This window comes from Flavobacterium humi (assembly GCF_004745595.1).
Taxonomy (GTDB): domain Bacteria; phylum Bacteroidota; class Bacteroidia; order Flavobacteriales; family Flavobacteriaceae; genus Flavobacterium; species Flavobacterium humi.
Genome location: NZ_SRLH01000005.1, coordinates 262,967 through 281,357 on the forward strand (window position 1 = coordinate 262,967; position 18,391 = coordinate 281,357).

14 protein-coding genes are annotated in these 18,391 nt (G+C 41.8%); 4 read left to right on the forward strand and 10 right to left on the reverse strand.

Going from position 1 to position 18,391, the window contains the following annotated elements:
* Window positions 1-133: 133 nt before the first annotated feature.
* Window positions 134-487: a toxin-antitoxin system YwqK family antitoxin gene (locus E4635_RS10880; RefSeq protein WP_135526722.1), complete on the reverse strand. Its 354-nt coding sequence runs from the start codon at window positions 485-487 to the stop codon at window positions 134-136.
* A 234-nt stretch (window positions 488-721) separates the two neighbouring features.
* Between E4635_RS10880 and aspS the strand changes: the two genes are divergently transcribed.
* Both aspS and E4635_RS10890 read left to right on the forward strand, forming a co-directional pair.
* Window positions 722-2,476 (forward strand): aspartate--tRNA ligase, encoded by a 1,755-nt coding sequence (gene aspS, locus E4635_RS10885; protein WP_135526723.1) that lies wholly within the window; start codon window positions 722-724, stop codon window positions 2,474-2,476.
* A gap of 144 nt (window positions 2,477-2,620) precedes the next feature.
* A complete protein-coding gene (locus E4635_RS10890) occupies window positions 2,621-2,821 on the forward strand; it encodes a cold-shock protein (protein ID WP_135526724.1) in 201 nt (66 codons plus the stop codon).
* A 159-nt stretch (window positions 2,822-2,980) separates the two neighbouring features.
* On the opposite strand, the gene E4635_RS10895 is transcribed toward E4635_RS10890, so the two are convergent.
* On the reverse strand, window positions 2,981-3,427 hold the full coding sequence (locus E4635_RS10895) for a nucleoside deaminase (protein ID WP_135526827.1): 447 nt from the start codon (window positions 3,425-3,427) through the stop codon (window positions 2,981-2,983).
* A gap of 64 nt (window positions 3,428-3,491) precedes the next feature.
* On the opposite strand from E4635_RS10895, the gene E4635_RS10900 reads away from it, so the two are divergent.
* Window positions 3,492-4,016, forward strand: a complete 525-nt coding sequence (locus E4635_RS10900; RefSeq protein ID WP_135526725.1) for a hypothetical protein — start codon at window positions 3,492-3,494, stop codon at window positions 4,014-4,016.
* A 38-nt stretch (window positions 4,017-4,054) separates the two neighbouring features.
* On the forward strand, window positions 4,055-5,836 hold the full coding sequence (locus E4635_RS10905; RefSeq protein ID WP_135526726.1) for a 1-deoxy-D-xylulose-5-phosphate synthase: 1,782 nt from the start codon (window positions 4,055-4,057) through the stop codon (window positions 5,834-5,836).
* On the opposite strand, the gene E4635_RS10910 is transcribed toward E4635_RS10905, so the two are convergent.
* The 8 genes from E4635_RS10910 to E4635_RS10945 form a co-directional block, all read right to left on the reverse strand.
* On the reverse strand, window positions 5,833-8,433 hold the full coding sequence (locus E4635_RS10910) for a T9SS-dependent M36 family metallopeptidase (RefSeq protein ID WP_135526727.1): 2,601 nt from the start codon (window positions 8,431-8,433) through the stop codon (window positions 5,833-5,835). The two genes, E4635_RS10905 and E4635_RS10910, sit on opposite strands and share 4 nt — an antisense overlap.
* A 79-nt stretch (window positions 8,434-8,512) precedes the next feature.
* A complete protein-coding gene (locus E4635_RS10915) occupies window positions 8,513-9,856 on the reverse strand; it encodes a deoxyguanosinetriphosphate triphosphohydrolase (RefSeq protein WP_135526828.1) in 1,344 nt (447 codons plus the stop codon).
* A gap of 81 nt (window positions 9,857-9,937) precedes the next feature.
* Entirely contained in the window at window positions 9,938-10,381 is a 444-nt protein-coding gene (locus E4635_RS10920) for a GNAT family N-acetyltransferase (protein ID WP_135526728.1), read from the reverse strand.
* 99 nt (window positions 10,382-10,480) lie between these two features.
* Window positions 10,481-13,720, reverse strand: coding sequence for a M43 family zinc metalloprotease (locus E4635_RS10925; RefSeq protein WP_135526729.1), 3,240 nt, complete (start codon window positions 13,718-13,720; stop codon window positions 10,481-10,483).
* 151 nt (window positions 13,721-13,871) lie between these two features.
* Window positions 13,872-14,381 (reverse strand): RDD family protein, encoded by a 510-nt coding sequence (locus E4635_RS10930; protein WP_135526730.1) that lies wholly within the window; start codon window positions 14,379-14,381, stop codon window positions 13,872-13,874.
* 6 nt (window positions 14,382-14,387) lie between these two features.
* Entirely contained in the window at window positions 14,388-14,612 is a 225-nt protein-coding gene (locus tag E4635_RS10935) for a hypothetical protein (RefSeq protein WP_135526731.1), read from the reverse strand.
* Window positions 14,613-14,734: 122 nt separating this feature from the next.
* The gene (locus E4635_RS10940; RefSeq protein WP_135526732.1) at window positions 14,735-17,152 is read right to left on the reverse strand and encodes a ribonucleoside-diphosphate reductase subunit alpha; all 2,418 of its coding nucleotides are present in this window, start codon (window positions 17,150-17,152) and stop codon (window positions 14,735-14,737) included.
* A 229-nt stretch (window positions 17,153-17,381) separates the two neighbouring features.
* Window positions 17,382-18,359, reverse strand: coding sequence for a ribonucleotide-diphosphate reductase subunit beta (locus E4635_RS10945; protein ID WP_135526733.1), 978 nt, complete (start codon window positions 18,357-18,359; stop codon window positions 17,382-17,384).
* Window positions 18,360-18,391: the final 32 nt, after the last annotated feature.

Sequence of the window (18,391 nt, forward strand, 5' to 3'; positions counted from 1 at the left end):
TTTTAACTCCTTGTAAAACAAAACAATAGCCAATAAAAAAGCCTTCCCAATCGAGAAGGCTTTTTTATGTATGTGAATTAATCAAGAACCTTTCCGGTAAGAAAAGGGTAGATTTGGGATATTTTCTATCCTCTTAGTTTCTGTTGACTAATGTTTCGGTCTTAGCGGACCATTTTTTTACTTCGGCGATACGGCTATCGGAATAATCCACTTCATTTAAGGAGTTATCGTTCCAAAAAAACCATTTTCCCGTTTTTGCACCATCTGTGAATTCTCCCAAAGAGATTTTGCTTCCCACTTCATTGTATGAAATCCATTTTCCGTGCACTTTGCCGTCTTTGTAAAAGCCTTCCTGTTTTATCTGACCATTGTCATAGTAATAAGTAGCTTTAACCAAGTTTCCCTGAATTTCATATTTTGGTTCAATGTTCTGTGCAAAAACCACTCCTGAGAATACTAATGCTCCTAAAATGATATACTTTTTCATAGCTTTGGGTTTTAAGATTTCATGTTAACATAACAAAGTTATATTTTTTTTTACAATAAAAAAACTTTTACTTAACAATTTCGTAACATTGGATGAAAACTTAACATTGGGATTTCCAGGCCGTTGACTTTTTTGAAAGAAAACCTTATTTCATCAACTTATAACTTGAAACAAAATAGTATTTTTGCACCCGGGTCCATTAGGGCGACCGAGAAGCAATCTAAAATTTTAAGCATGTACAGAAGTCATAATTGTGGAGAACTGAAAATTTCACATATCAATAAGGAAGTTACTCTTGCGGGCTGGGTCCAGAAAACCCGCGACAAAGGGTTCATGATTTGGGTTGATTTGCGTGACCGTTACGGAATTACGCAATTGATTTTCGATGAAAGCCGGACAGATAAAGCCGTTTTTGAATTGGCAAAGTCATTGGGCCGCGAATTTGTAATCCAGGTGAAAGGAACGGTTATCGAAAGAGAATCTAAAAACCCTAATATGGCAACTGGCGATATCGAAATTTTAGTTTCGGAATTAACGGTTTTAAACGCTGCGGTTACACCACCTTTTACTATTGAGGATGAAACAGACGGCGGGGAAGACATCCGTATGAAATACCGTTACCTGGATATCCGCAGGAACCCGGTAAAAAACAGTTTGCTGTTTCGCCATAAAGTAGCCCAGGAAGTTAGGAATTACCTTTCAGCCAAGGATTTCTGTGAAGTGGAAACACCTTACCTTATAAAATCGACACCGGAAGGCGCCCGTGATTTTGTGGTGCCAAGCAGGATGAACCCGGGGCAGTTTTATGCCTTGCCACAATCGCCGCAAACTTTCAAGCAATTGCTGATGGTAGGCGGGATGGATAAATATTTCCAGATTGTAAAATGTTTCCGTGATGAAGACCTGCGTGCAGACCGTCAGCCGGAATTTACACAGATAGACTGCGAAATGGCTTTTGTGGAACAGGAAGATATCCTGAATGTTTTTGAAGGCCTGACGCGTCATTTATTAAAAGAGATCAAAGGTATCGAAGTAGCCAAATTCCCAAGGATGACTTACGACCACGCGATGAGGACATATGGGAATGACAAGCCGGATATCCGTTTTGGGATGGAATTCGGGGAGCTGAACCAATTTTCGAAACACAAAGAATTCCCGGTTTTTAATGCCGCTGAATTAGTTGTCGGGATTGCCGTTCCGGGAGCTGGGGAATATACCCGGAAAGAAATCGACGGACTGATTGACTGGGTGAAGCGTCCGCAGGTTGGGGCTTCGGGAATGGTGTATGTAAAATGCAACGAAGACGGGACTTATAAATCATCTGTAGATAAATTCTACGATCAGGACGACCTGTCCAATTGGGCAAAAACAACCGGTGCGAAAGCAGGCGATATGATTTTTGTACTTTCCGGCCCGGCCGATAAAACCCGCGCACAGTTAAGCGCCCTTCGAATGGAGTTGGCTACACGTTTAGGCTTGAGGAAACCGGAAGAATTTGCACCGCTTTGGGTCGTGGATTTTCCATTATTGGAATTCGATGAAGAAAGCGGGCGTTACCATGCCATGCACCATCCTTTCACTTCACCGAAACCTGAAGACATGCACTTACTGCCTACAGATCCGGGGAAAGTCCGCGCCAATGCTTACGATATGGTATTGAACGGAAATGAAATAGGAGGCGGTTCCATCCGTATCCACGATAAGGAAACACAGCAATTGATGTTCAAATATTTAGGTTTCACTGAAGAAGAAGCCAGGAACCAATTCGGGTTCTTAATGGATGCCTTCCAGTTTGGAGCGCCACCTCATGGAGGTTTGGCCTTTGGCCTTGACAGATTGGTGGCTATTTTGGGAGGACAGGAAACCATTCGTGATTTTATCGCTTTCCCGAAAAACAATTCCGGACGTGATGTAATGATAGATGCGCCATCCGTTATAGACGATAAACAATTGGAAGAGTTGTCAATTAAGGTAGACAGCAAGCCATAATATAAATATAAGGTGTTGCGGCTTTTCTATTTAACTTCTGAAACAGAATAGTTTACAGTTGCGTTTCAACTTTTTTATCAAAAACTTGTTTGTTTAACAAAAAAGTATATCTTTGACTATTATTAATTATTTTTTATTAAAAGAATGCGCACAGGTAAAGTAAAATTTTTTAATGAATCTAAAGGTTATGGATTCATTACAGACGATGAAACAGGAAAAGACATCTTCGTTCACGCTACAGGTATCAAAGCTGAAGAGTTACGCGAAGGAGACAGTGTTTCATACGAAGAAGAAGAAGGAAGAAAAGGTAAAGTTGCTGCTCAAGTAGTAGTTATCGAAGGATAATAAATTATTTTTTGCACACCAATGAAGGTTTAAACCGTTCCATTTTTGGGGCGGTTTTTTTATTTAAACTGGATTGGTTTCAGTTTTTTTTAGGAGCTGTTTCCCGTTATCCATTACAATCTTTTTCGTTCCTCAAAAGGATTTTCATTGCTACCGGGGCTAGTTGCGCCTTTTATTCAAAAAAAACAATTTCATCAAATTCCCGCATTCATGTTCCAGCACACCGGTCACGACTACGGTTTTCGGATGCAATTGCGTTCCCATGTTGATATAACCACGCTGCGGGTCACGGGCGCCAATCACAATTTTGGAAATTTGGCTCCAATACAAAGCACCCGCACACATTTGGCAGGGCTCAAGGGTTACGTATAATGTGCAATCTTTCAGGTATTTGCCGCCCAAAAAATTGGCAGAAGCCGTAATGGCCTGCATTTCGGCATGTGCTGTGACATCGTTCAGCAATTCGGTCAGGTTATGGCTCCTCGCAATTACCCTGTTGTCAATCACCACAACAGCCCCGACAGGGATTTCGCCTTTTTCAAAAGCAGCATCCGCTTCCTGCAGGGCTTTTTTCATGAAATATTCGTCTGTGAAAATGTTTTCCATGCCGTAAAAGTACGATTTTGGCATAATTTTAGCTCTATTTATAGAAACCTAAACGATTCAATCTATGGAAGGAAAATTCAAAATAACCATCCCAAAGCCTTGCCATGAGGACTGGAATGCTATGACACCAGACCAAACCGGTAGGTTTTGCGGGAGTTGTATAAAAAGTGTTGTCGATTTCACTACTATGAAAACTTCGGAAATCCAGGAATATTTTACGGAAAATTCAGGTAAAAATGTTTGCGGGCGTTTCAAAAACGAACAGGTCAATACATTCAATATGCAAATTCCCCAAAGTGTTTTACAACAGAAGATGCCGTTTCGAAAAGCTTTTCTGCTCACACTTTTTGTTGTGATGGGCAGTACATTATTTAGCTGCCGGAACACCAACGGAAGCACTTTAGGAGAAGTTGCGGTTGTAAATGATACCATTGCCCAGGATTCGATTCAACCGGATGATATGCTTGTCGGGGAAATTTCCATTGATCAAAGAGATTCTTTACACCTTCCAAGGCCTTTGCTTCCTAAACCAAAAATTGACGAAGTCAAATTTATAAAGAAACCATCCACAAAAACAGAAAATAAATAATTCCGATTTAATAATGTAAATTTGCTTTTTATTCAAAAATGGAAAGCAATCTACTTCAGCATATCAGCAGCCCTGCCGATTTAAAAAAATTAAAGGAACAGCAATTACCGCAACTGGCCCAGGAATTGCGTGATTTTATTATCGATATTATTTCCAAAAAAGAAGGTCATTTGGGCGCGAGTTTAGGTGTTGTAGAACTGACCATTGCCTTGCATTACGTTTTCCATACTCCGGAAGATTTACTGGTTTGGGACGTAGGGCATCAGGCATACGGGCATAAAATCCTAACCGGGCGCAGGGAAATTTTCCATAGTAACAGGCAGTTGGGCGGCATTTCGGGTTTCCCCAAAAGAAAGGAAAGCCAATACGATACTTTTGGCGTTGGGCATTCGTCAACAGCAATTTCAGCGGCCCTCGGAATGGCAATAGCTTCCAACCTGAAAGGAGATACCGATAAGCAGCACATAGCTGTTGTTGGTGATGCTTCCATTGCATCGGGAATGGCCTTTGAAGGGCTCAATCATGCAGGGGTTACCAATGCCAATTTATTGGTTATCCTCAACGACAATGCCATTGGCATCGATCCCAGTGTTGGGGCTTTAAAAGAATACCTGACGGCTGTCAAAGAAGGCAAGAACCCAAAAGACAACAACATTATCAAATCCTTGAATTTTGATTATTCCGGACCAGTCGACGGCCACGATATTTTCGGTTTGATTGCAGAACTGAAACGATTGCAAAAGATAAAAGGGCCAAAATTCCTTCATATTATCACCACTAAAGGAAAAGGGCTGCAACTGGCAGAAGAAGACCAGGTAAAATACCATGCGCCTGGTAAGTTTGATGCTTTGACCGGCAAAATACACCCGGTTTCTTCCGATAACCTGCCGCCTAAATTCCAGGATGTTTTCGGGTTGACTTTGGTCGAATTAGCGAAACAAAACCCAAAAATTGTCGGGATCACTCCGGCTATGCCTACGGGTTCTTCCATGAAATTCATGATGGAAGCTTTCCCGGACCGCGCTTTTGATGTGGGTATCGCCGAGCAGCATGCCGTAACGCTGGCTGCCGGTATGGCCACCCAGGGTATGGTGGTTTTCTGTAATGTCTATTCTACTTTTTTGCAAAGAGCTTACGATCAGGTCATCCACGATGTGGCTATCCAGGATTTGCCGGTTATCTTCTGCCTGGACAGGGCAGGACTTGTGGGTGAAGATGGCGCCACGCATCATGGGGTTTTTGATATAGCTTATTTAAGCTGCATCCCCAATATGATTGTAGGTGCTCCCATTAATGAAATCGAATTGCGGAACATGATGTATACCGCCCAGTTAGGACTTAAGCATCCCATTGCCATCCGTTATCCTCGTGGGCGTGGTGTAGTCCAGGATTGGAAGCAGCCATTTGCCATGCTTGAAACCGGAAAAGCGAAAATGCTCAGGAAAGGTTCTAAAATAGCTGTTTTGTCTACTGGAACCATAGGAAATAATGTGATAAATGCGCTGGCCGAAACAGAACATCAAAATTTATTTTCGCACTATCATTTTCCGTTCGTCAAGCCGCTGGATGAGAATTCCCTCCATGAGATTTGCCAAAACCATGAGCATATCCTAACGGCGGAAGATGGTACTGTTGTAGGCGGATTTGGAAGTTTAGTGGCTTCCTTTTGCACGGAAAACAACTATTCTGTCACTATAGAAAAATTAGGAATACCAGATCATTTCATAGAACATGGTTCGGTAAAAGAATTGCAGGAAATATGCGGCATTGATATGGAAAGCCTTCTGTCGAAATTTAAAAAGCTTAGCCTTAAAAATTAATCCAGTATTAGTTTTTTAGTGTAATTCAAATCGTTTCCGGTAAGTTTCAGTACATAAATACCTCTTTGAAGCCTGTCTAAATCAATGGTCCGGGTTATTTTGAAGTTCTTTACGATTTCCCGGTAAACACTTCGGCCGTTCATGTCAAAAATCCGGATGTCCAAATCACCGGAATAGCCGTAAACGGTTATATTCACCAAATCATCCACCGGATTAGGGAAGACCATGATTGTATCTTTGTTTAAGTAAGAAGTGCAATTGTCATCTGTTGGAGGCATGGTAAAATCTTCCACCTGGTCGTTAATGGCCGCCACACCCGAATTCAAGCCACAGGAAGCATTCAGGCCCAAGCCACGCCTGGCGAAAACTTCCCAGATCAGGCAATTGTCAACACCGCCGGTCGTTTCTTTATCTGCAAATAGTATCGCATCCCTTCCGGAGATAAACGAAGGATTGCAGGGCTGTAATTTCAGCGCGTCGGTAATTAATTGCAATACTTTATTATTGCCTCCTGTCCCGGTATAAATGTTAGGGTCATACCCGTATTTTTCAACATATTTCCAGGCCAGATCCCATAAAACCGAGGCCCAGACCGTTCCAACGGAATGCACATTGATTTTTGTTTGCCCATCATCCTGAAAGGTCATTCCATTGGTGTCTCCGTAGGTTAGCGGATCAATTGTCATGTCTGTGGAATACGGAAACAGCCTGATTCCTTGCCCGTCAACGGGTTCCTGGGATAAGAAAGTAGCAAATCCTTTTCTCTCAGAACCATTATCCGTACCTTTCATTTGAAGCATCAAAGCATAAAAATCAGACCAGCCTTCGCCCATTTGCTCGGTACTTTCCAGGCAAAAAGAATTGGCAGGCCCGCCGGTAAGCCGCGAAGAGATACCGTGGGCATATTCATGGGCAATGACACCGTTGGCCAGGTCGCTGTCGGAATTGACAAAACCGGTAACAGGCATGCTCAATGTAACATTTACTGTCGCTGAAGCCATTTTATCCAGCAGCTGATCGCCCAATGCTTTTGTGATGCTTATGGCCGGAATGGTAATTTCCGCATCATCTCCGGACATGATAAACGCCCCATCTGCATTATTGATAACGATTACGGCAATGGCCCCGGCTACTTGTGCATTTTTTACCTTAACGACAAAATTGCATTGCCCTCTTTTGACAACGGCTATTTTCCCGTTGAGTTGTGAAGCATTAACGGCAGCCGTACAGCCATCGTCAGCGTTATATAAGACCAAATCGCTGGTTATCCCATTCGGGGAAACAGGCAAATCAGCATGCCCCGGAATGAAATTATTGTCATTGGCTTGGTATTCTCCCAGTAGTTCCGCCGGAGCGTTTATGGTGATTATTTTTTTAGGAGGTTGCCTGTTCCATAAAAACATCTGCATCCTTGGCTGAAAACCGTCCGGAGGAGAAGTGAAATTGGCATTGTTCGAACCGCTTCCGTCTTGGGAATCCGCAATTACGGCATCGTCTCCATCACCGCCTTTTCCATAATTATTCTGCTGGAAATTGCCATTGGCTTCCGTAAAGCCATATTGGTAGAGGATATCGTGCATGATATTGCACATGTAAAATAAATTCGTGGTGGCAGCATCGGTATATTGGGTAGCCGGAACATTGGTCCCCGGATATGGGAAATCAAAAAGCAGTCCCGATCCACCATCAGGGCTGGTTCCGCCTTCGTCGTTCCCGGCCAGGTCTTCTTTGGCCCAGGCATTATTTCCTCGGGTAACCGTAAATTCAGGACCGTCAATACCGTTTGTATCATGCCAGCCGAAAGGGGATGCGGTCGTGTTGTAAGGAGCACTTATCAACTCCCTTGCGCCATGGTCAGGGCTTTCAATAAAGTACGGAAAGACGCGGTATCCCGAAGATTCCAGCAGCGTAGGGTTTTTAAGCATTCCGGAGGTGAAAGAATAGGAGTTGCTTGCAGTTGTTGCAGGGCTGCCGGTTTCAAAATGGCACCGAAGGACCAAATCTTTCTTATCGAGCAACTGGCCGTTTTCCGCATCGATTTTGACACTCCACAAATGATTGTAATCTTGCGAATAAAAACAAAAATCCCACGCCAGGCGTATTTCGGTTTCGTTGACCGGATACAAGACCAATTGTGCCCTGATAGGGTCTTCGTGCAATAAGCCGTTAGGGATTTTATAGGTAAAAGGCCCTGTTTTCTGCGGGACAGGATTGGATTTGTTTTCTGTGCCTAAGGATTTGTATACTTTTGAAAGAGCATCAGGTAATTTTATTTTAGGCATAACGGTATTGACCCGATGCAAAAGATCGGCTTCAAAACGATTGCCAACATTGATTATCTTTTGGTTTTTGACCGAAAAATTGGTAACCGCACCCACGATCTCGATCCCGGAATAACGTTGGGTTACATACACACTTGTAATTCCTGTGGCAGCCGAATTGGCTTCGCTTTTGATAATCCAGTCCGAAAGGTCATTTGAACTCGTTTTTAATGCTCCGGAATTGGTTTCCAGATAGTTTTTAACCAGTTCAGATGAAGATTGCGAAAATCCAAAAGGACTAATAAACAGCAGCAAAAAAAGTATGTTTTTTTTCATAAGCAACCTGGCTTTAAGAGGTCTTTCTCAAAGTTATAATTTTTTTTGCACTAAAAAACAGAACTTTCCATTTATATTTTTAGCTGTTGTTTGTGGAGATTATCTTGTTGTAAAGTAATGCATTACCGTCGGTTAACATAGAAATGAAATGACAAATATGCAACAAACGGTTGTACAGGCCGTCTTTTTCCAAATGATGTTTTTCGGGCAGGATCTTGAGCAATAAATTATCGAAATTGGATGTGGTGCCTTCGTGTTTGTTGTTATATGCGGTAATGAATTTGTCCAGCAGGTTGTTGATGATCTGGTATCCGGTCAGTTCTTTTTCGATGACTTCGCGGCTTTGGTATATTTTTTTAACACTTAGCTTAATGATATCGTCCATTTGCGCCTTGTACTTGCTTTTGTCCGTTAAGGCGAAAGGGAACTTGCCTTGCAGGATGGCCTCTTCGTTTTCAACAAATACTTTGACCGCATCATTGATCAGGCTTCCGATGGCCAGGGCTCGCAAATAGCTGATCCTGTCTTCTTTTGTAGTCAGGGCTTTGTATTTGGAAGAATCAATGGAGTCTTTGACCAATTTGATCAGGTATTCCAAAGCAAAATCTTCTGAAACCAAACCCAGGTTGATGCCGTCTTCAAAATCGATGATGGTATAACAGATATCATCGGCCGCTTCGACCAAATAGGCTAAGGGATGCCTTTCGAAACCAATGTCATTCCCGGTTTTATTCGGAATCAATCCTAATTCTTTGGCTACTTCTTCAAAAAACACTTTATCCTGCTGGAAAAAACCGTATTTCTTATCGGCAATATTCGCAGTAGGTTTTTTAGGAAGGCTTTCTTTCGGGTATTTCATAAAAGCGCCTAGGGTGGCGTAGGTAACACGCAAACCGCCTTCTACTCCGGGACGGGAACCTGTAAGTACCGAAAAACCGTTGGCATTTCCTTCAAAATCAATCAGGTCCTGCCATTCTTTATCGGTTAAGCGGTCTTTGAACTGTTTTCCTTTCCCTATGGAAAAATATTCCCCGATGGCTTTTTCACCCGAGTGCCCGAAAGGCGGGTTCCCGATATCGTGTGCCAAAGAAGCCGCGGCGACAATTGCCCCGAAGTCATTCATATGATAACCGTGTATTTCCTGCAGGTGAGGGTATTTTTCCAGGATTTTTTTGCCGACCAATCTTCCCAAAGAACGTCCTACCACCGAAACCTCGAGGCTATGGGTCAACCTGGTGTGTACGAAATCTGTTTTGGAGAGCGGAATGACCTGTGTTTTGTCCTGTAAGCTCCTAAAAGCAGAAGAGAATATGATCCGGTCGTAATCGACTTCAAAACCCAACCGGGTATCGTCCTGTTCTTTACGCAATCGTTTGTTGGTATCGCCTTGGCGTTTTAAAGATAATAATTGTTCCCAGTGCATCATTGGAAGTTGGAATTTGCCCTTCGACTGTGCTTAGGGTGACATTTAGAATACGAATGTACGAATTGAAGTCTTATTTTTTTAAATTATTTTTTCCATACAGATACTGCTTTCGACACCTATGTATTGCCCATAGTTTTCAATAGTGGCATAGCCTGATTTTTTATAAAGGAGGATGGCATTTTCCAGTTTGTATGACGTTTCCAAAATGCATTTCCCGAAGCCGAGTTCTTTCGCCCAGGATTCCAATTCGGCCAAAACCTTGCTGGCAACACCTTTGCCGCGGTGTTCAGGATGCACGAACATTCTTTTGATTTCCGCTACCTGAGGCTCATATTCCTTGAAAGCGCCACAACCTACAGCGATGCCATCGTCATAACAGACCACGACATTTTTGAGCTCAATTTTGTTGAATTGTGCGAAAAAATCTTTTTCATCGCCGTCAATGATGACAAGGTATTCGTCAAAAAGCGCCGTCAAGTATTGAAAATCGATATTGTCGGATGTGGTTCGGATTAGTTTCATTTGCTGTTTTTTTATCCCATGGAAATTGGAATTCCAAAATTAGGCATAATTGAAACAGCAGTCAACCGAAAAATGGCGATTATGAAATTTGTTTCCCGGTTACTCCTTTATTATTTGCATAGCATTTGAAAAATCGTCCCCAAAGATTTTAACAATAAACACCCCAGACTGCAATGCTGACAGATCTATTGTTTTTTGTTTGTTGAAATCAAAACTGGATTCTTTTGAAACCATCCGGCCTTGCATATCAAAAACTTCGATTGATGCTTTGCCTGCATAACTACCGCTGGATATGATAAATATTCCAGTCGATGGATTCGGTTTTATTTGAAAATCCGAATAGGTAAAGGTTTGATTATTAAGATTTGGGCAAAATGGAGCGATTGTTTTAGTGTTGGTACTTGTACATCCCATTGCATTGGTCATAGTAAAAGACAAGGTTCCGGGCAAGGCAGACCAACTGACATTGACACTCTCAAGATTTGCCGGTCCTGTTATGGTTCCCGTACCGCCAGTTATAGACCATACTCCTGTTTCTCCTGCTTGCAGTCCAACCGAATTGGAAGTGACGTTCGCATTGGTTTGAGTCAAACAAGCTGTGCTGCTTCCTGAAATGGCTGGAATTGGAGCGGTTATGATGTCTATTGAAGTTGTTCCCAGGGTTACATTATTAATGTCTTTAAGAGTAATGAGATAATTGCCGTTTTGCGAAAAATTATACGTTGGATTGGTAACATTTGAAGTGGTGCTTGTCCCAAGGGTTGTATTTGTAAAAGTCCACGCAAATGCTGTACCGCATACATTCGGGAAAAATTTATAAGTGTTGCAAGCGGTGATGTATTTGCTTATGACGTTTGTTGTATTGGGGCTAAAATAAGCGGTAGCCTGTTGTGCATCAATATTATTAGGCAATTCCGGGCCAACCCGATAGGCAAAAGAAGTCGTTTTGGGTCCATTTACTGAAAAGTGGCATGCATTGGGATCCTGGTTCGTTGCAACAGTGTCCGGAGCATGGATTATCCCTAATTTTTGATAATTATTAGTTGTATTGCTCATGGCCACATAAATTTTTCCGTCCGGGCCATTTTTAAGTGTCCAAGGGCCGTCAGTTGTGGAAATAATTTCTTTCCTGGAGTTGTTTATGGCTATGCTATTGATATTAAACTGATATATTTTCTTGGCATAAAAATCGGTCACATACAATAAATTTGAGTTTGGGCTAAAAGCAGCTCCGAACATTTGGGCATAGGTGGGAAGTGGGGTTTCAGGAATGGATATTATTGAGTAAGAACTGCTTACGATACCTTGGGCTTTGTTAAAATCAAATAAACGGCATTGAACTGATACAGATCCGTAAGGGTGCATCAGAAATAATTTGTTGCCATTAGGAGCCATATAAATTGAACTGTCAGACAAAAAAGGAGTTGTACCGACAATTTGTTGTTCGCTTTGATAAGTCAAACCACTGCTGGATAATGAAAAAACAACCAAATAAGGCGTCGTTCCTTTTTTTAGCAAGGTGATGATCCAATAATCATTGCTGTCGCATTTCTTTACCGCTGAAATACAGACCGACCCCAGTAACGCTCCGTCAGTAGCTGTACTAAAGCCATTACCGGCAGGAAGTGTTACCGGCTGGCGAAGGGCTCCCATTGTGGCATTCGTCCCGGAAACATTTACAATATTATATCGGAAACCAATGTCTGACGCGCCGGAGTTATGGGATTGTTGCGTAAAAATATAGTATTGGGTAATTGTATTTCCGGACACTGGCGGTTTTGGTACTATCAGCACCTGATTGCTTTTGCTGCTGCTTGTGTTTAGCATTAAATCGGTACCATTAATGAGAGCATGCTGGTTATTCCAGACTTTAAATTTATTGGTATAAAAAAGTAAATTACCGGAACTGTCACATTGTGAATTGCAACTTACATTCGTTGAATTGTTAATCGGGAATGTTGGATCGAAAACGGCCTTTCCAGTACTGAAACTTAATCCGTTACCGGCATCTACATACCAATAGGAATTAGAGTTTGCAATCGTAGTGCAATTTGTAACATACACTAAAACAGATGAGGTTTTTGATTGCCCATTGCTGCCAGTAACGGTCAACGTCACCGTATAAGGCGAATTTGCCGCAGAAGTATAAATATGGGATCCAACTTGCGTAGTAGCGGTATTTGGATTGGCAACGGTTGAAAAAGCATCTCCGAAATCCCATAAATAGGTCTGAGCGGAAGGAGCGGTAAAAGAAGTGGCGGCCGTTGGGCTTGCACAAGGTGAAAAATCATTCGCTGAGATGGTTGCGGACAATAAATTGGATGATCCGCAGGTTCCGGTGTAAATAATGTTATCGCTTTCAAATAAAGTATTTCGGTACAGGTTCAGCGTGGTAAGCATCCTCTGGATTTGCCCGGTCGAAAAATGATTTTGGCAGTTATGGTTCCCATAATCCATATAATTGGACAGATCATCAAGTACGGGAGGTGTTTCCGGGCAGGAATTTGTCCCGGGCACACAATTGAAGTTTGGAGCCGCTACCGCCGGAGTATCGCAAACATGGTCGCCGTCCAATAAGCAATTGTTGGAAGTATTGGAACAGCTTCCGTCAAAAGTATGGTACAATGCCAAATAATGCCCCACTTCATGTACCAGTACTTTTCCCATGTTGTAATTGGCCAATAAATTCGGATTTCCATTCCCGAATACATCATAACGCATAACAATCCCATCAAAAACAGGGGAAGTATTCGGATACATAGAATAGCCTAAAATACCGGAATTGTTGCCATCGATGCTTTTGACAACCCAAATCCTTAAATACCGGTCTTTGGTTATCTGAGGGCTTGCGGTTGCAACAAGACTCGATTGGGAACTGGAAAAATGGTTGGACAATCCGGGGTTATTCACATGTATAATTCCGGTAGTTGTTTGTATGTCTGAAGCATTTGCCACAGGAACCGGGCTTGTTGTATTGGCTTTGGTTGCCAGGCAAAATTGTATGCCGGTATTTAAAAAATAATTGTTCAGGGCAAGCAACTGAGCATTTACCTGGGCATCTGAAATATTGGTTAACGGCGTCCCGTCATGAACCACATAAACGACAACCGGTATTGTTATGGAGCCCGATGGCGGTATTGCCAGGGCGTTTCTGGAAAGCTGCATCCCTTCCTCATAAATGCTTTTGTCCTGCAATTCAAGCCGTTCTTTTACTTCAGGGAAGGTTTCGGTTAGTTTTTGTAGTAAATCACCGGTCAGACAAGGTGCTTTTGGAGGATTTTCTTGAGAATACGTAAGAAATGATACGAAACAGGCTATAACAATTAGTAAGTTCTTCATGTTTTAAGATAATTTTTTAAAGCATCCCCGGAAATAAGTTTACCCGATAAACATACAAATAATTTAGTTGTTATTGTAAAAGTCCGATGGAATCATACTAAAAAAAAACGGCTGTAAAAAATGACAGCCGTTTTTTAAAAGTATCGGATTCCTAATGTTCGAAAATTTGTTCTTTTCCGATTTCCTCAAAAGAATCGAAAAGGGCCCGGCTTCTTTCAAAAGCTTCTTTTTTTACCACATATGTGCAAGAGAGGGAATCATGCCAGCCACGGGCATCGTATCCTAAAAAGGAAAATGCCTCAAATGGAATTATCCGGCACAAGCTGCGCCTTAAGATAATAGACGAATCGGGTTTTGACCCATCTTCCATAACGACCATGGTTTTGGTAATGTATTTTGCAATTGACCTGGAAAAATAACTTTCAAAAAGAGTATAATAAAAAGTCATGAATACAAGGAAAAAGAAGGTTCCCTGAAAACCGGAGAACCATTGATCAGGCATTGAGGTCGATCCAAGCAATGCATTTACAATGAACACAATTATGATCAAAATAAAATAAAGAATGTATTGTATAATGATATCGATAGTATAATTTACGAAACGTTGCCCTCTGCTGGCAAGCATTTCATCGGTAATTTCAAATGGAGCGGTGTTTTCCATAAGATATTATTCTTTTAAATTGGCCAAAAAGAAGTTACGGGACTTTTTAGGGTATTTGCCGTAACTTTTGTCGCTTGGGTTTTCAATGACTGTTTTGATGTTGATTTCGTCACCGAGCTTAAATTTAGCTTCAGTGTACTGATAATCCAATAAGTATTCGCCACAGAAATAGTTTCCGTCATTGTCTTTTTCTATAATCCCTGTATATATTCCTTTTTTTTCTTTTGACATCTTGATGGTTTTTATGCTGCAAATGTACGAAGACACAAGCAATTTGATTTGATATACCTAAAAAAGACAGCCATATAGTAATAGCTGTCTTTTTTAAGTATTGTATTTTTTATTTTTTCGGCTTAACTGCCACACATTTCACAGTCATCCGGACCTGCGTTTTTGGACAGCTCGATCATGGCCCTGTATTCTTCCGGTGTCATTTCGACAACTTCCGTTTCAGCGGCAGTGATTTGCGGTTTTACGGTGGAAGCCTCTATAGGTTCGGTTTTTTTGTCGTTGTTCAAGGTGAATTTAATCGCATCGACAGCGGCTTTGGTCCTTAAGTAATACATTCCCGTTTTCAGCCCGGATTGCCATGCGTAAAAATGCATCGATGTCAGTTTTGAATAATTGGCATCCTGCATAAACAGGTTCAGCGATTGCGACTGATCGATAAAGTAACCTCTGTGGCGTGACATATCGATAATGTCTTTCATGGACATTTCCCAAACGGTTTTGTATAATTCTTTCAGGTCCTGAGGAATGTCAAGATCTTGCACAGATCCGTTATTGCGCATCAATTGCTGTTTCAATTCTTCGTTCCACAAACCTCTGTTTACAAGGTCTTCCAATAAGTGTTTGTTCACTACGATAAATTCTCCGGAAAGCACTCGTCGGGTATAGATATTGGAAGTATAAGGTTCAAAAGCCTCATTGTTCCCTAAAATCTGTGAAGTCGAAGCGGTTGGCATAGGAGCCACCAGCAAGGAATTCCGTACCCCGTGTTCCATTACCTCTTTTCGCAACGAAGCCCAATCCCAGCGGCCTGATAATTCTTCGTCTTTCATTCCCCAAAGGTTGTGCTGGAATTCTCCCTGTGAAATAGGCGAGCCGGCAAATGTGGAATAAGGCCCTTCTTCAACAGCCATTTCTTTTGAAGCGGTCACTGCGGCAAAATAAAGGGTTTCGAATATTTCCTGGTTCAGTTTTTTGGCCTCATCAGAAGTAAAAGGCATACGCAGCATGATAAAAGCATCAGCCAGTCCCTGCACGCCCAATCCTACCGGACGGTGGCGCATGTTCGAATTTTCGGCTTCCTGTACAGGATAATAATTCCGGTCTATAACCTTGTTTAGGTTGCGGGTCACACGTTTGGTTACCTTAAACAGCAATTCGTGGTTGAATTTCCCGTTTTCGACAAACATCGGTAACGAAATAGAAGCAAGGTTGCAAACGGCGATTTCGTCTTTTGAAGTGTATTCCATGATCTCGGTACACAAGTTTGACGAACGGATCGTTCCCAGGTTTTTCTGGTTGGATTTACGGTTGGCGGCATCTTTGTACAACATGTACGGCGTACCGGTTTCGATTTGTGATTCCAGGATTTTCTCCCATAACTCACGTGCCTTGATTGTCTTTCTTCCTTTTTTGCGGTTTTCATAGTCAATGTACAACGCTTCGAATTCTTCACCATACACATCGTATAATCCAGGACATTCATTAGGGCACATTAAGGTCCAGTAGCTGTCTTCCTGTACTCGTTTCATGAATAAATCAGAAGTCCACATGGCAAAGAATAAATCCCTTGCACGCATTTCTTCTTTCCCGGTATTCTTTTTCAGGTCAAGGAAATCGAAAATATCCGCATGCCAGGTTTCGATATAAATGGCAAAGCTTCCTTTTCGTTTTCCGCCGCCCTGATCCACGTAACGCGCCGTGTCGTTAAAAACACGCAACATGGGTACAATCCCGTTTGAAGTCCCGTTTGTGCCACGGATATACGAACCGGTTGCACGGATATTATGGATTGATAATCCGATTCCACCTGCTGATTGTGAAATCTTTGCAGTTTGTTTCAAAGTGTCGTAAATACCGTCGATGCTGTCGTCCTGCATCGCCAGAAGGAAACAAGAGGACATTTGTGGTTTTGGCGTCCCGGCATTGAATAACGTTGGGGTAGCGTGCGTAAAGAATTTTTTAGACATCAGGTCGTAGGTCTCGATAACAGCCTCAAGGTCATTGAGGTGGATTCCTACCGAAACACGCATCAGCATATGCTGCGGGCGCTCTACAATTTTGCCGTTTATCTTTAACAGGTACGAACGCTCCAGGGTTTTAAATCCGAAATAATCGTAATTGAAATCCCTGTTGTATATAATGTGCGAATTTAAAAATTCCGCATTTTCCTGGATGACTTTATGTACTTCTTCCGAAAGCAATGGCGCTTCCTGGTTCGTTCTCGGGTTTACATAATGATACATTTCATTCATGGTTTCCGAGAAGGACTTGTTCGTGTTCTTATGCAGGTTGGAAATAGCGATCCTGGCGGCCAACTGTGCATAATCCGGGTGGGCAATGGTCATCGAAGCTGCAGTTTCGGCAGCAAGGTTGTCCAGTTCAGAGGTCGTTACGCCGTCATACAAACCTTCAATGACGCGCATGGCAACTTTTACGGCATCTACTAAATCATTCAAACCATAGCATAGTTTTTTAATCCTATCTGTGATTTTGTCGAACATTACGGGTTCTTTGTGCCCGTCTCTTTTTACTACGTACATAATTTTTGTTTTTAGTGAAACCGAAAATCCCTTTCCCGTTTCTGGTTATTTGTATTAATTGTGATTGTTTGTTTTTTTGGAGCTTATCCGGCTCTGCATTGCAATCTTTTTATCTCACCTGTAGCTGTTGTTTTTCAAACAAATACAGTACCTGAGATAAAAAGGATTTCCATTTCTATCCGGGCTAAACGTAATTTGGCTTGTATTGTTGTAGGCTTATATATCGATGCTAAAAATCGGCATCGAAACTGATCTTTTGGGCTTCGCTATCGGTATTCATAACTCCTGCTTTTTGGTATTCGGCAACGCGTTTTTCAAAAAAGTTGGTTTTTCCCTGCAACGAAATCATATCCATGAAATCAAATGGATTCGAGGAATTGTATTCCCTGTCGCAACCTAATTCGATTAATAACCTGTCGGCAACAAATTCCAGGTATTGCGTCATTAATGTAGCATTCATACCAATTAAACTTACCGGAAGAGATTCTGTAATGAATTCTCTTTCAATGTTTAAGGCATCAATGATGATTTCCCTGATCCTTGGTGTTGGTACTTTGTTGATCAAATGATGATTGTGCAAATGCACGGCAAAATCACAGTGGACACCTTCGTCACGCGAAATCAATTCGTTTGAAAAGGTAAGTCCCGGCATCAGTCCGCGTTTCTTCAACCAATAAATGGAACAGAAGGCGCCGGAGAAGAAAATTCCTTCCACAGCAGCAAATGCAATGAGCCTTTCGGCAAACGAATCGGATTCAATCCATTTCAAAGCCCATTCCGCTTTTTTCTTAATGGCCGGGAATACTTCCAAAGCATTGAATAATTCTGCTTTTTCCGCTTCGTCTTTCACGTAAGTGTCAATTAGCAAGGAATAGGTCTCGCTGTGGATGTTTTCCATCATGATTTGGAACCCGTAGAAAAATTTGGCTTCGGCATATTGCACTTCATTTACGAAATTTTCGGCCAGGTTTTCATTGACAATCCCGTCTGAAGCGGCAAAAAAAGCTAAAATGTGTTTGATGAAGTATTTTTCATCCTCATTCAACTTATTGTTCCAATCATTTAAGTCCTGATGCAAATCAATTTCTTCAGCTGTCCAGAAACTCGCTTCCATTTTTTTGTACCATTCCCAAATATCGTGGTGTTTGATCGGAAAAATAACGAAACGGTTCTTGTTTTCTTGTAATATTGGTTCAACAATAGACATAGATAATTGATTTTTATTGAGTTAAAAAAAGA

Bases quoted from the DNA above. Each gene is read 5' to 3' on its own strand.
- E4635_RS10880 (WP_135526722.1), bottom strand. From the start codon at position 487: ATGAAAAAGTATATCATTTTAGGAGCATTAGTATTCTCAGGAGTGGTT.
- aspS (WP_135526723.1), top strand. From the start codon at position 722: ATGTACAGAAGTCATAATTGTGGAGAACTGAAAATTTCACATATCAAT.
- E4635_RS10890 (WP_135526724.1), top strand. From the start codon at position 2,621: ATGCGCACAGGTAAAGTAAAATTTTTTAATGAATCTAAAGGTTATGGA.
- E4635_RS10895 (WP_135526827.1), bottom strand. From the start codon at position 3,427: ATGGAAAACATTTTCACAGACGAATATTTCATGAAAAAAGCCCTGCAG.
- E4635_RS10900 (WP_135526725.1), top strand. From the start codon at position 3,492: ATGGAAGGAAAATTCAAAATAACCATCCCAAAGCCTTGCCATGAGGAC.
- E4635_RS10905 (WP_135526726.1), top strand. From the start codon at position 4,055: ATGGAAAGCAATCTACTTCAGCATATCAGCAGCCCTGCCGATTTAAAA.
- E4635_RS10910 (WP_135526727.1), bottom strand. From the start codon at position 8,433: ATGAAAAAAAACATACTTTTTTTGCTGCTGTTTATTAGTCCTTTTGGA.
- E4635_RS10915 (WP_135526828.1), bottom strand. From the start codon at position 9,856: ATGCACTGGGAACAATTATTATCTTTAAAACGCCAAGGCGATACCAAC.
- E4635_RS10920 (WP_135526728.1), bottom strand. From the start codon at position 10,381: ATGAAACTAATCCGAACCACATCCGACAATATCGATTTTCAATACTTG.
- E4635_RS10925 (WP_135526729.1), bottom strand. From the start codon at position 13,720: ATGAAGAACTTACTAATTGTTATAGCCTGTTTCGTATCATTTCTTACG.
- E4635_RS10930 (WP_135526730.1), bottom strand. From the start codon at position 14,381: ATGGAAAACACCGCTCCATTTGAAATTACCGATGAAATGCTTGCCAGC.
- E4635_RS10935 (WP_135526731.1), bottom strand. From the start codon at position 14,612: ATGTCAAAAGAAAAAAAAGGAATATATACAGGGATTATAGAAAAAGAC.
- E4635_RS10940 (WP_135526732.1), bottom strand. From the start codon at position 17,152: ATGTACGTAGTAAAAAGAGACGGGCACAAAGAACCCGTAATGTTCGAC.
- E4635_RS10945 (WP_135526733.1), bottom strand. From the start codon at position 18,359: ATGTCTATTGTTGAACCAATATTACAAGAAAACAAGAACCGTTTCGTT.